Here is a 12,021-nt window from a genome sequence, read left to right on the forward strand (position 1 = left end):
TGTATCTCGGGTACGGGGGATGCGCGCGGTGGAGCCCGACGACGATGATCCGTGGCGTCGGCCAGCGGGGCTCGGCGGCCAGCGGCGAGGAGACGATCGCGAGCGCCGCAAGCAGATGCCGCTCTGGCAGGAGCTGCCGCTGCTGCTGATCGTCGCGTTCTGCCTCGCTGTGCTGATCCGCACCTTCCTGCTCCAGGCGTTCTTCATCCCGTCCGGGTCCATGGAAGACACGCTGCTCGTCGGCGACCGGGTGCTCGTCAACAAGGTCGTCTACGACGTGCGCGACCCGCAGCGTGGCGAGGTCGTGGTGTTCCGCGGCCCGCCCAACTGGACGCCCGAGTTCCAGGAGCCCGAGCTCGGCTTCGGTGCCAAGCTGGGCCGCACGGTGGGCGACCTCGTCGGCGTCAGCCGTCCCGGCGAGAAGGACTTCATCAAGCGCGTCATCGGCGTGCCCGGCGACCGCGTGAAGTGCTGCGACGACCAGGGTCGGGTTCAGGTCAACGGCGAGGCGATCGACGAGCCGTACGTGCTCGAGAACTCCGATCCAAACCTGCCGCCAAATCCGCAAGAGTGCCGGTCGCGGCGGTTCGACGAGATCACCGTGCAGCCGGGCAACCTCTTCGTGATGGGCGACCACCGGCTTGTCTCGCAGGACTCGCGATGCCAGGGGCAGGTGCCGATCGACAATGTCATCGGACGCGCCTTCGTCATCGTCTGGCCGTACGATCGGTGGAACGGGCTCTCCATACCGTCCACGTTCGACGGTGTACCCCAGGTCGCGGCGATGGCGCCGCCGGTGAGCCAGCCGAATTCCGGAGGTGTCGCGGTTGTCCTGCCGATCCTGGGCTCTTTGCTCTTCTCCGCGCGTGCCCGACGTTGGTTGCCGGGTCGCCGTCGTAGGCTCCGTCCGTGATTGACGAGCAGACCGGCAAGAAGAAGAATTCCTTCTGGCGCGAGCTCCCCATCCTGCTGGGCGTAGCCATCCTGGTCGCCGTGCTGGTGCGGGCCTTCGTCCTCCAGACGTTCTACATCCCGTCGCCGTCGATGGAGCACACGCTCGACATCTTCGACCGGGTGCTCGTCAACAAGCTGGTCTACGACTTCCGGTCACCGAAGCGCGGCGAGATCATCGTGTTCGAGGCGCCCGCCGACTGGCGCAGCAATCCAGACGGCGAAGACTTCATCAAGCGGGTCATCGGCGTCGAGGGCGACCACATCGTCTGCTGTGACGCCCAGCAGCGCATCACGATCAACGGCCAGCCCCTCGACGAGCCATACCTGTACTCCGAGGGCGGCACCACCGATCTGCCGGCCGACGAACCGTTCGACATCACCGTGCCCAAAGACCGGCTGTGGATGATGGGCGACCACCGGTCGGCGTCTGGCGACTCGCTCGAGCACTGGGAGCGGACCCGCGACATCAACTCCGCCACGATCCCGGAAGACGCCGTCATCGGGCGGGCGTTCACCGTGTTCTGGCCCGTCGGCCGCGCCAAGTGGCTGTCGATCCCCGATAGCTTCGACTCGATCCCCGCGCCCACGGGCTAGCGGTCCCCACTTCGAGACAAGCCTTAGGCTGGGGCGGTGGACTTCACACCGCGCCGGGCCGCACGCGTGCTGCTCGTCGACGAGGCCGGGCGGGTCCTGATGTTCCGGGGCTTCGATCCGGCCAGGCCACACCACCGGTACTGGTTCACGCCGGGTGGGGGCCTCGCCGCCGAAGAGCCGTCGGCGGTTGGCGCCGCCCGGGAGCTGGCCGAGGAGACCGGCCTGCGGGTGCCGCTGGAGCACCTCGGCGAGCCGGTCTGGAGTGAGGTCACGGAGTATCCGTTCGACGGTGTCTGGTACCGGCAGCGGCAGGAGTTCTTTCTGGTCCGGGTGCCGCATTGGGAAGTCGACACGACGGGGTTCGACGAGGTGGAGCAGGGTTCGATCGACGGGCACCGGTGGTGGGGCATGGCCGATCTGGAGGCGACCACCGAGGTGGTGTACCCCGACGACCTGGCCGCGCTGTTGCGGCGGGTGTTGGCGCATTCGGATGGTGGTGCTGTGCCGTGCTGACGCTTGGATGGGTGCCGTGCTGACGCCGCCGCGCACCGTGGTCCGCCGGGAGGGCGGGATCTACGCGCTGGAGCGGGCGCTCCAGCGGCGCGGGTTCCGGGTCGTCGCCGGCGCCGACGAGGCGGGCCGTGGCGCCTGCGCCGGTCCGTTGGTGGCCGCGGCCGCGATACTGCCGGAGGGCCGGCGTGGCGAGATCGAAGAGCTGGCCGACTCCAAGCTCCTCACCCCCGCCGCGCGCGAACGGGTGTACGCCGAGGTGGTCAAGCGGGCGCTGGCGTACGCGGTCGTGGTGATCCCGGCGGCCGAGGTCGACGCCCGCGGCCTGCACGTCTGCAACCTGCTCGCGATGCGCCGGGCGCTGGCCGCGCTCACCACCCGCCCGGAGTACGTGCTGACCGACGGCTTCGGCGTCGATGGCCTGGGCGTGCCCGGCCTCGCCGTCTGGAAGGGCGATCAGGTCGCGGCCTGCGTCGCGGCGGCCAGCGTGCTCGCCAAGGTCACCCGAGACCGGATCATGGTGGACCTGCACACCACTTTCCCGGTCTACGGCTTCGACGAGCACAAGGGGTACGTCACCCCGGAGCATCGCGCCGCGCTGGAGCGTCACGGCCCGTGTCTGGAGCATCGCTTCTCGTACGTCAATGTGGCGGCCGCGTCCGGTCGCGACTCCCGTCCGCCCCGCGCTCGGCGTCCAATAGCGCACCCCGGCCTCCCAGGGAGTACCGTCGGCGTGGCGTTGGACGAGCAGGCACGGCCACCAGCGCTGGTGGGGGAAGATGTGGCCATGGAAGGCGGAGTGTGATGAGCGCAGAAGATCTCGAAAAGTACGAGACCGAGATGGAGCTGCAGCTCTACCGGGAGTACCGCGACATCGTCCGCCAATTTTCCTACGTGGTCGAGACGGAGCGTCGCTTTTACCTCGCCAACCAGGTTGACCTGCACGTTCGCAACTCGGACGGCGAGGTCTACTTCGAGGTCGAGATGCAGGATGCCTGGGTCTGGGACATGTACCGGCCGGCGCGGTTCGTCAAGAACGTCCGGGTCATGACCTTCAAGGACGTCAACGTCGAGGAGCTGGAAAAACCCGACATCTCGTTGCCGACCGAGACCGGTTTCGGTGGCTGACCTTTAACAGATCAGCTCGCTCCGCAGGAGTTTTCCACAGGACCACCGCTGTCCACAGGGCGGGTGATCGGCGGTTGCCGGGCTGAGGACTCGGGCGCAGGCTGCCCGCATGAACCTCCTCCTTGCCGCTCTGCTGACCCTCGCTCCCGCCGGGCTGGACTGGCGCTGGCCGCTCGACGGGCAGCCGCGCGTGACGCGCGACTTCGACCCGCCACCCCAGCCGTGGCTGGCCGGCCACCGCGGCATCGATCTGGCCGCGACACCGGGCACCACCGTCCGCGCGGCCGGTGCGGGGGTCGTTCACTTCGCCGGATACGTCGCCGGCCGAGGCGTGGTCAGCGTGGCGCACCCGGGCGGGCTGCGCACCACCTACGAGCCGGTCGTCCCGGCGGTGCGGGCCGGCGACCGGGTGCGTCCCGGAGATCCAGTCGGCGCGCTGCTCGGCGGCCACCCCGGCTGCGTCGAGGCGGCCTGCCTGCACTGGGGTCTGCGCCGAGCCGGTGAATACCTCGACCCGCTCGCCCTGCTCGGTCTCGGCCGCGTCCGGCTGCTGCCGCTGGCCAGCTCAGCCGCGCAGGATGCGGGGCAGGCCCTCGGCCAGCCGGTCGTACTGGTCACGCACGTTGTAGACCTGCCCGGCCAGGCGCAGCCACCCGCGGCCATTCCAGGAGAAGACCGCCACCACGGTGGCCAACTCGTCGGCGATCCGGGCCTCCAGTGCCATCGCGTCGTCGGGCGTCGCGGCCCGGTCGCCGGGCAGCGGCACGATCCGCATCGCGACCTCCGGTGCACCCGGGTCGGGCAGGTCGCCCGAGCCGAGGCCGAGTGCGCCGCCCACCACCTTCTGCCCATATGCCGCCAGCGCGGCATTGTGCTCACGCACCCGGTCGAGGCCGAGCGTGCGCAGCGTGAAGAGGCCCGTCGGCGCGGCCAGCCAGGGCGTGTAGTCCAGCGTGCCCTGCCACTCCACCCGGTCCGGAAAACCGCTGTCCTGCATCCACGAGACAGCGAGCGGGTCGACCCGCTCCCGCCAGCGTGGCGCTACGCAGAGCAGCGCGGTGCCGCGTGGTGCGTACGCCCACTTGTGCAGGTTGCCCACCCAGAAATCGGCACCGATCTCGTCCACCGCCACCGGCAGCATCCCGGGCACGTGGGCGGCGTCGACGACCACCGGCACGCCCTGCTCGCGGGCCACCGCCGTGATCTTCTCGACCGGAAAGCGGCGGGCTGTCGCCGAGCTGATCTGGTCAACGACCAGCAGCTTGGTCCGCCCTGGGCGCAGCGCGTCGCCGAGCGTCGCGATGATCTGGTCGTCGGTGCTTTCGAGCGGCACCCGCACCGTGCGCGCGACGGCCCCGCTGCGCCGGCACTCCCGGTCCACCGTAAAGGCCACGGCGCCGTACCTGTGGTCGGTCAGCAGCACCTCGTCTCCGGCACGCAGGCCCAGAGACTGCAGCACGACCGCGGTGCCCATCGTGGTGTTGCCGACGAGTGCGGAGCCCTCCGGGTCGGCGCCGAGAAAGGTGGCGAGGTGCCGGCGGGTGTGTGCGATCCGCTGCGGCAGGTCGCGAAAGAAGAGGATCGGGTTCGACTCGGCCTCCTCGCGCAGCCGCCGCTGGGCGCGCTGGGCGCTCACCGGCACCACGCCGCGGCCGCCATGGTTGAGATACGCGATCGAGGGGTCCAGCGAAAAGCATTCCCGGATGCGTTCCCAGCTCACCGGGACACCTTCGACGACCGTCACTGATCCAGCGTATGCGCGGGCGCCGGTCAGGCGCGCGGATGGGCCTGGCGGTACGCGGCACGCAGCCGCTCGACCGTCACGTGGGTGTAGATCTGCGTGCTCGACAGGGAGGAGTGGCCGAGCAGCTCCTGCACCGCCCGGAGGTCGGCGCCCCCTTCGAGCAGGTGAGTCGCCGCGGAATGGCGCAGGCCGTGCGGGCTCGTACGCGGCAACCCGGCCGCCTGGGCGTACGCGCCTACGATCCGGCGGGCGACGGTGGCCTGGAGCCGGCCACCCCGCGCGCCGAGCAGCAGGGCGTCACCACTCTTGGGGCCAGCCAGCGCGCCACGGCCGCGGCGCAGCCAGGCGTCGAGCGCCTTCTCGGCCGGCACACCGTATGGCACCGACCGCTCCTTGTTGCCCTTGCCCAGCACCCGCACGACCCGCCGCCCCCGGTCGACGTCGGCGATGTCCAGCCCGCACACCTCGCTGACTCGGATGCCGGTCGCGTAGAGCAGCTCCAGGAGGGCACGGTCGCGAAGCACTGTCGGCTCCGCGTCGTCGCCGGGGGCGGTCATCAGCGTCTTGGCCTGATCCGCGCGCAGCACGGCTGGCAGCTCACGGTGAGCCTTGGGGTTGGCGAGTTGGGCGCCCACATCGGTGGCGAGCAGTCCGGCCCGGTGCGCCCAGGAGCTGAACGTGCGCGCCGACGCCGCCCGCCGGGCCAGCGATGCCCGAGCCGCTCCAAGCGTGCGCAGCTTCGCCAGCCAGCTCCGCAGCACCGCGATGTCGACCTCGCCGGGCGTGCCGCATCCCATGAGCGCCGCGTGGTCCAGCAACGAGACCACGTCGCCGACGTACGCCCGCACGGTGTGCACCGAACGGCTTTCCACCGCGGCGAGGTGCCGCGCGAACTCGTCGACCGCGTCGCGCATCGGCGCAGGCAAGCCCTCGTGGATGGCCTGGATGCTGCGGCTCTTGCGCTTCACCGCTTGACCGTGGAGCGCCGAGCGGCGTTGCGTCAAGCCGGCGCGCCGCCCTCGCGTTTTTTGGGCGCCAGCACGTAGCCGCCGTCGCGGCGCACAACAAACCCGAGCTGCTCCAGCAGCGACAGCTTGCGCAGCACGGTGCGCACGTCGAGGCCCGCCTGGGCGGCCAGCGCGTCGGGGCCGGCGGGCCGGCGGCGCGGCATCGAGTCGAAGACCACGGTGGCTTCCGGATCGAGCACGTCATGCGGCCGATCCGGACCACGTGGCGTTGGTGCCAGGTCGTTGCCGATGCTGCCCACCTCTTCGAGCACGTGGGGCAGGCCGGTGACCAGGCGGATCTGCGGATGCTCGCGAAGCAGGTGATGGCAGCCCACCGACATCGCGGAGGTCACGGGGCCCGGCACGACCATGGGGCGGCGGCCCAGCGCCCGGGCCCGCCGCAGAGTCTGGCTGGCCCCGCTGCGCGCGGACGCCTCGACGACCACGGTGCCGCGGGTGGCGGCCGCAATCACCCTGTTGCGGATCAGGAAGCGGTGCCGCACCGGGTCGGCGCCCGGCGGCCACTCGCTGATCAGCAGGCCCGTCTCGGCGATGCGGTCGAAAAGCGAGGTGTTTCCCACCGGGTACGGCCGGTCGACGCCGCACGCGAGCACCGCGACGGTCGCCCCGCCGGCGGTGAGGGCGCCCCGGTGTGCCGTGGAGTCGATGCCGTACGCCCCGCCGGACACCACGGTCCAGCCCCGCTCCGCAAGCCCGAACGCCATGCTGGTCGCCACATGCTCCCCGTAGGAGGTGGCGGCGCGGGCGCCGACCACCGCCACCGACCGGTCGAGCGTCTCGGCCAGCGGCAGCGGCCCACGCACCCAGAGGCACAGGGGTGGTGCTGTGTCACGGTCGATCCGGTTGTCTGAGGGGAGGTCGAGGAGGTGCTTCAGGTCGCCGACCTGATGCGGCCACTCCGCGTCTTCCGGGGTCACGATGCGGGCACCCAACTCGTCTGCGCGCTCGATCGCGACGGTGGCCACCTCGTACGGGTCGCCCACCTTGAGCCGTGCCGTAATCGAGCCTCGCAGCTCCTGCTCGGGAATGTCGCCGTCGAGAAGCTTGTCGAGCGTCCGCACCGGCCCGTACCGGTGGACCATCCGGTGCACGGCGGCGTTGCCGGGCTCGACGAGCCAGTGCAGTGCCACCCGGGCGATGCGCAGTGCCTCTCTCATCTGAGCACACCCATCCTGAGTTGAATCGCTTCGGCAACGTCGTCGGGCCCGGGCCGGTGCCGCCCGTCGAGGTCTGCGATGGTCCACGCCATCCGTATGACCCGGTCGAAGCCGCGTGCGGACAGGCCCCCGGTGTCGAGCAGCCGCAGCAGGCCCGCCGTGCTGCGCGCCGGCAGGCGCCACTCGTCACCGCGCAGGGCCGGCCCCGGCACTTCCGCGTTGGTGCGCCAGGCCTTCGCCGACCAGCGCGCGGCGGCCGCGGCGCGGGCCTTGGCGACCCGGTCGGCCACGGCGGCGGACGGCTCACCGGGTGGGCCGGCGCACAGCAGGTCGGCGGCTGTCACCGGCGGCAGCGTCACCTGGACGTCGACGCGGTCGAGCAGCGGGCCGGACAGCCGGCTCAAGTAGTGCCGGCGGACTCGGGGGCTGCACTCGCAGTACATGTCGCCGGCGGGACGCGCGCACGGGCACGGGTTGGCGGCGAGGCAGAGCTGCACGCGAGCCGGGAAGTCAGTGGCACCGGAGACCCGCCGCAGCAGCACGCGGCCGGACTCGAGGGGCTGCCGCAACGCATCCAGCGCCCGGCCGCTGAACTCGGGCGCCTCGTCGAGAAACAGGACGCCCCGATGAGCCAGCGAGATCGCGCCCGGCTTGGCGAGCCCGCTGCCCCCGCCGACCAGCGACTGCACCGTCGCGGTGTGGTGCGGCGCCTGGAACGGCGGCCGGCGCAGGAGACGGCCGCCCGGCGGCAGCGCCCCGGCGACCGAGTGCAGTGCGGTTACCTCCAGCGCGGCCTCGTCGTCGAGTTCGGGCAGGATCGACGGCAGGCGCTCGGCGAGCATAGTCTTTCCCGCGCCGGGCGGACCGAACAGCGCGACGTGGTGCCCGCCCGCGGCCGCCACCTCGATGGCGCGCCGCCCGAGCGGCTGGCCAGCCACGTCGGCGAGGTCGGGACCGGGAGCGTCGTGCCCGGGAACGGCCTGATCGGACGGGTCGAGCATCGGCTCGCCGTCACGGACGAACGCGATCAGCCGATGCAGTGTGTCGATCGCTTTTACCAGCACGCCGGGCACGATGGCCGCCTCCTGTGCGTTTCCGAGCGGCACGACCACCCGCGTGATCCCCGCACGGAGGGCGGCGGCCACCATCGGCAACACACCGCGGACCGGGCGCACGGTGCCGTCGAGCCCCAACTCGCCGAGGATGACGACCCGGTCGAACGCCGCCAGCGGCAGCTCACCGGCCCCAGCGAGGACCGCGACCGCGATGGCGACATCGAAGACAGAGCCGCGCTTGGGCAGCGTCGCTGGCAGCAGGTTGACGGTGATGCGGCGGGACGGCCACTCCTGGCCGGAGTTGATGATCGCGGCTCGGACGCGGTCGCGCGCCTCGTGCAGGGCGGTGTCGGGCAGGCCCGACAGCACCATCGCAGGCAGTCCCGCGGCCAGGTCGGCCTCCACCTCGATCAGGTGGCCGGTGACCCCGACGAGCCCGACCGAGAGCACCTTGGCGTAGCTCATTCAGAATGCTCCCCGCAGGTGCTCGACGCGCCACGGGCCACGCTTGCGGGCCAGCACCGACACGACGTCGAAGCGGATGTCGTGAGCCTGAACGCGGTGGGCCGCCAGCCACAGGACCGCCAGCCGCCGCAGCCGCGCCGCCTTGGCACCGACGATTGCCTCGATCGGCAAGCCGAACTCCACCGTGCGCCGGGTCTTGACCTCGCAGAACACGAGATCCTGGCCGTCCCACGCGATGATGTCGATCTCGCCGTCGGCGCACCGCCAGTTGCGGGCGACGACGCGCAGGCCCGCCTCGGTGAGGTGCTCCACCGCGCGGCGTTCGCCGTACGCGCCGACCGCCTGCCTCTCCCTCGTCATGGCGGTGACGGTGTCAGCCCATCCGCCTCCCACGAATGCCAACTCAGTCGAGGTGTGGACAACCAGCCACGCTGTGGATACCCGGACAATCAAGCCGCCGGCGTGCTAGGCCTGTGTCGAAGTCTGGGTTCCCGCAGCCCGGTCATCCTCTTCGACACAGGCCCTAGAGGCGCGGCGCGTACCTGTACACCCTCGGAGTCCATTCCAACCACTGGCCGTGCGGGCCGGTCCGGGCCAGGACCTCCACAGTGGCCTGGCCATCGCGCCACGCGACCAGGGTGAGCACTCCGACGGCGAGGACGCCGCGCGGCCCGGCCTCGGCCGGGCGACGGCCGATGAACATCTCGGCGCCGAAGGGCGCCGCCTCGTTGAACAGCACCGTGAGGTCGCGCCGCGCGCCAACCTCGGCGAGCGTCGCGACGAGTCGCCGGCGGTCGGCGTCGGGCAGGTACGTGACGGCGTTGGAGGAGAAGACGCACGGCACCGCATCGTCATCCACAGTGGACAGCGCAACCGGCAGGGTCTCGACCATGTCGCCTGCCAGCATCGCCGGTCTCGCCCGCGCCACCTCCGCGAGCGCCGCGTCGAGCCGCGCGAGGCGGTCGGTCTGCTCCGGCCAGACGCACGCGCGCAGCCAGTCGGTGGCGGCGGTGTCTGCGGCGTCGATCGGCGCGAGGTCGATGCCGACGCGTCCCGCGACCGGCAGTGGCCCGGCTGCGGGCTCGGGCCACCGATCGCCGCGTACCTCACAGGTCAGCGCGAGCCCGCCGGCTGGCCCGTAGGTGGTGGCGCGGGCGCCATGCTCGTAGCGGCAGGCGTACCGGTCGCTCATCAGCAGCAAGCCGGCGCTGGTGCCGAGCTCGACCAGGCTGAGCGGGCGCCCACCGGCGAGCGCAGCGGCCCGGCCGAAGCCGGGTCGCAGCAGCGCCGCGCGGCGCGCCTCGTTCGTCTGGGTCGTCCTGGTCGCGCACAACGCGGTGAGCGCGTCGCGGTGTTTGGACACGAAGCTCGTCAGCGCCGCGGGCAGCTCACCGTCCACGCCGCGCGATCCTCCGAGGACGGGCAGGTACGCCGACAGTGGATGATCGCGAGCGATGGTACGCAAGAGGTACTGGACGGCGGCGAAGTACAGGATCGCGCGGCGCTGGTCCGGCGGGGCGGCGAGCAGTGGCTCAGCGAGGTCCGGGCGGTCGGCGACGACGCCGGAAAGATACTCGTAACGCGTGGAATGCCCGTGGAACTCTCTTAGGGCGAAATGCCGGAACATTCGGCTCAGCGCGCGGGACTCCGCCGACGTCATCATCTGATCCTGTCGCCCGTGCGGGCTGGCCGCAGCGACCACCGTCACAGGAGGCGGGTAGCGCGGATCGCCGCTGGTCGCATACGGTGCCGCGGTGGAAGGTGAACGCTGGAACGGCGCTCCGCAGGAGTGGGACGGCTACCGGATTCCCGGTCCTCGCGGGCAGCGCGACGGCTTCGAGGCCGATCCGCTGACCGCCGCCCTCCCATACGGCTCGAACGATTCCGGCAACCCGCTCGCGGCTGCGGCGTCGAGAGAATCGGTCTGGCCGCTGCTGGAGGAGCCGACCGGTGCGGTGGCGCCGGTCTCGCCCCGCCCGGCCGACACGACAGCGTTCCCGTCATCCGGTGCCGGCGCGTCCGGTCAAGGCGGCTACGCCGTCGAACTCGGCCTGACGGTGGCCAACCCTTCCATGGCAGCGCCCGGGCCGTCGCTGGTCGGCGCGCCCGCCGCGACCGGCGGGAGTTCCTTTGGTGGAGGGCAGGGCGGGCCGAGCGCGCCGCCCGGACCAGCGGTGCAGGAACATGGTCTCCAGGCGCCGCCGGTGGCCCCGCCGATGCCGCCGCAGGCAGCACCTCCGCAGCCGGAGCCGGTGCGCTTCCACGCCGAACCCATCGACCGCGCCTCGCTGCGCCGCCCGTCCGCACCCATCGCCCCCGTGGGCGACGGCGTCTACCGGACCCGGCGCCCCGCCGTGGGCCTCGCGCTGCTGGCACTCACGGTGATCTTCGAGGTGCCCGCTCTCCGGCTCTTCCTCGACGCCGCGATCGGAGGCCCAGTGTCCGCGGCCGCGCTGGTCTCCGGACTGTTCCTGGTCATCGGCCTGCCGCTGTTCGCACTAGGCCTGTATGCCCTGGCGACGGGCGCCACCCGCCTCGCCCCCGAGGCCGGCGGCGGCGCCCAGGTCTGGCTACGCCCACCCGTCGCGTACCTGCCGATCGCCCTGATCCTCCTCCTGGCCGCCGCCCTAGCCGCCGGCCCATAACCCCACCCACCCCGCCCGCACACACGCACCACAAGCGCGGCCTCGCGCCACCCATACCCGCCCCGCACGCCCGCACCACAAGCGCGGCCTCGCGCCACCCATACCCGCCCCGCACGCCCGCACCACAAGCGCGGCCTCGCGCCACCCATACCCGCCCCGCACGCCCGCACCACAAGCGCGGCCTCGCGCCACCCGTACCCGCCCCACACGCCCGCACCACAAGCGCGGCCTCGCGCCACCCATACCCGCCCCACACGCCCGCGCCACAGGTGCGGCTCCGCGCCACCCACACCCGCCGCACACGCGGCGCCACAAGCGTGGCTCCGCGCCACGGCCCACACCCGCCCAACAAGCGCGGCTCCGCGCCTTCCCACACACCCCACACGCCCGCGCTGCAAGCACGGCCCGCCACCCACCCGCCGCACGGCGCCCGGCGGGGCAGCGCGCCGCGGTTGCACTCGGCCCGGGGAGCGTACGGCCGGTTGCGCGGCTTGGCCTGGTACGGGAGAAAGTGGCGGCGGCATGGCCGCCGATGCATGCCGGAGCGTTGCGGCCCAGGCCCCACCCCGCAGCCAGGCCCACGCGGCGATCAAGGAGATCTCCATCGATCAAGGGCAAACGCACGTGGAAAAGAGATCAAACCACGTGCGTTTGGCCTTGATCGGCGCGGCGGCGGCGGGGCGGCGGCGCCGCGCCAGCGGTGGGCGGCGGGGCGGACGGGGCGGACGGGGCGGCGGCGCC

Annotated in this window: 12 protein-coding genes and 1 pseudogene; 7 read left to right on the plus strand and 6 right to left on the minus strand. The window is 72.1% G+C overall.

The features are described 5' to 3' along the window. Nucleotides 1–19: 19 nt before the first annotated feature. From lepB (V6V89_RS32130) to V6V89_RS32155, 6 genes and pseudogenes are all read left to right on the plus strand, one after another. Nucleotides 20–913 (plus strand): signal peptidase I, encoded by an 894-nt coding sequence (lepB, locus tag V6V89_RS32130; protein ID WP_334623297.1) that lies wholly within the window; start codon nucleotides 20–22, stop codon nucleotides 911–913. After that, nucleotides 910–1,548, plus strand: coding sequence for a signal peptidase I (gene lepB / locus V6V89_RS32135; RefSeq protein ID WP_334623298.1), 639 nt, complete (start codon nucleotides 910–912; stop codon nucleotides 1,546–1,548). Before lepB (V6V89_RS32130) ends, lepB (V6V89_RS32135) begins: the two co-directional genes overlap by 4 nt. A 36-nt stretch (nucleotides 1,549–1,584) precedes the next feature. Beyond that, the gene (locus V6V89_RS32140; RefSeq protein ID WP_334623299.1) at nucleotides 1,585–2,061 is read left to right on the plus strand and encodes an NUDIX hydrolase; all 477 of its coding nucleotides are present in this window, start codon (nucleotides 1,585–1,587) and stop codon (nucleotides 2,059–2,061) included. A 16-nt stretch (nucleotides 2,062–2,077) separates the two neighbouring features. Beyond that, nucleotides 2,078–2,863, plus strand: a complete 786-nt coding sequence (locus V6V89_RS32145) for a ribonuclease HII (protein WP_334623300.1) — start codon at nucleotides 2,078–2,080, stop codon at nucleotides 2,861–2,863. After that, on the plus strand, nucleotides 2,863–3,186 hold the full coding sequence (locus V6V89_RS32150) for a DUF2469 domain-containing protein (RefSeq protein WP_265252411.1): 324 nt from the start codon (nucleotides 2,863–2,865) through the stop codon (nucleotides 3,184–3,186). The genes V6V89_RS32145 and V6V89_RS32150 overlap by 1 nt, the downstream gene beginning before the upstream one ends. 151 nt (nucleotides 3,187–3,337) lie before the next feature. After that, nucleotides 3,338–3,745: pseudogene (locus V6V89_RS32155) on the plus strand (M23 family metallopeptidase); the annotation flags it as partial. Between the two features lie 6 nt (nucleotides 3,746–3,751). Here the strand turns inward: V6V89_RS32155 and V6V89_RS32160 are convergent. The 6 genes from V6V89_RS32160 to V6V89_RS32185 all read right to left on the minus strand — a co-directional run bounded on the left by V6V89_RS32160 (nucleotide 3,752) and on the right by V6V89_RS32185 (nucleotide 10,295). Next, nucleotides 3,752–4,930 (minus strand): aminotransferase class V-fold PLP-dependent enzyme, encoded by a 1,179-nt coding sequence (locus V6V89_RS32160; RefSeq protein WP_334623301.1) that lies wholly within the window; start codon nucleotides 4,928–4,930, stop codon nucleotides 3,752–3,754. 26 nt (nucleotides 4,931–4,956) lie between these two features. Beyond that, entirely contained in the window at nucleotides 4,957–5,844 is an 888-nt protein-coding gene (locus V6V89_RS32165) for a tyrosine recombinase XerC (RefSeq protein WP_334623308.1), read from the minus strand. An 86-nt stretch (nucleotides 5,845–5,930) separates the two neighbouring features. Continuing rightward, the gene (gene dprA, locus V6V89_RS32170) at nucleotides 5,931–7,115 is read right to left on the minus strand and encodes a DNA-processing protein DprA (protein ID WP_334623302.1); all 1,185 of its coding nucleotides are present in this window, start codon (nucleotides 7,113–7,115) and stop codon (nucleotides 5,931–5,933) included. Beyond that, the gene (locus V6V89_RS32175) at nucleotides 7,112–8,635 is read right to left on the minus strand and encodes a YifB family Mg chelatase-like AAA ATPase (protein WP_334623303.1); all 1,524 of its coding nucleotides are present in this window, start codon (nucleotides 8,633–8,635) and stop codon (nucleotides 7,112–7,114) included. Before V6V89_RS32175 ends, dprA begins: the two co-directional genes overlap by 4 nt. Next, nucleotides 8,636–8,995 carry a YraN family protein gene (locus V6V89_RS32180; protein WP_334623304.1) on the minus strand — a complete coding sequence of 120 codons (360 nt, stop codon included), beginning with the start codon at nucleotides 8,993–8,995 and terminating at the stop codon, nucleotides 8,636–8,638. 163 nt (nucleotides 8,996–9,158) lie between these two features. Then, the gene (locus tag V6V89_RS32185) at nucleotides 9,159–10,295 is read right to left on the minus strand and encodes a DUF2332 domain-containing protein (protein WP_334623305.1); all 1,137 of its coding nucleotides are present in this window, start codon (nucleotides 10,293–10,295) and stop codon (nucleotides 9,159–9,161) included. A 94-nt stretch (nucleotides 10,296–10,389) separates the two neighbouring features. Between V6V89_RS32185 and V6V89_RS32190 the strand changes: the two genes are divergently transcribed. Next, a complete protein-coding gene (locus V6V89_RS32190; RefSeq protein WP_334623306.1) occupies nucleotides 10,390–11,280 on the plus strand; it encodes a hypothetical protein in 891 nt (296 codons plus the stop codon). Nucleotides 11,281–12,021: the final 741 nt, after the last annotated feature.

Source organism: Micromonospora sp. CPCC 206061, assembly GCF_036906915.1.
In the GTDB taxonomy this organism is placed as follows: Bacteria; Actinomycetota; Actinomycetes; order Mycobacteriales; family Micromonosporaceae; genus Phytohabitans.

Excerpts from the sequence above, each read along its gene's own strand:
- lepB (WP_334623297.1), top strand. The coding sequence starts at position 20 with ATGCGCGCGGTGGAGCCCGACGACGATGATCCGTGGCGTCGGCCAGCG.
- V6V89_RS32150 (WP_265252411.1), top strand. The coding sequence starts at position 2,863 with ATGAGCGCAGAAGATCTCGAAAAGTACGAGACCGAGATGGAGCTGCAG.
- V6V89_RS32165 (WP_334623308.1), bottom strand. The coding sequence starts at position 5,844 with ATGCGCGACGCGGTCGACGAGTTCGCGCGGCACCTCGCCGCGGTGGAA.
- dprA (WP_334623302.1), bottom strand. The coding sequence starts at position 7,115 with ATGAGAGAGGCACTGCGCATCGCCCGGGTGGCACTGCACTGGCTCGTC.
- V6V89_RS32175 (WP_334623303.1), bottom strand. The coding sequence starts at position 8,635 with ATGAGCTACGCCAAGGTGCTCTCGGTCGGGCTCGTCGGGGTCACCGGC.
- V6V89_RS32180 (WP_334623304.1), bottom strand. The coding sequence starts at position 8,995 with ATGACGAGGGAGAGGCAGGCGGTCGGCGCGTACGGCGAACGCCGCGCG.
- V6V89_RS32185 (WP_334623305.1), bottom strand. The coding sequence starts at position 10,295 with ATGACGTCGGCGGAGTCCCGCGCGCTGAGCCGAATGTTCCGGCATTTC.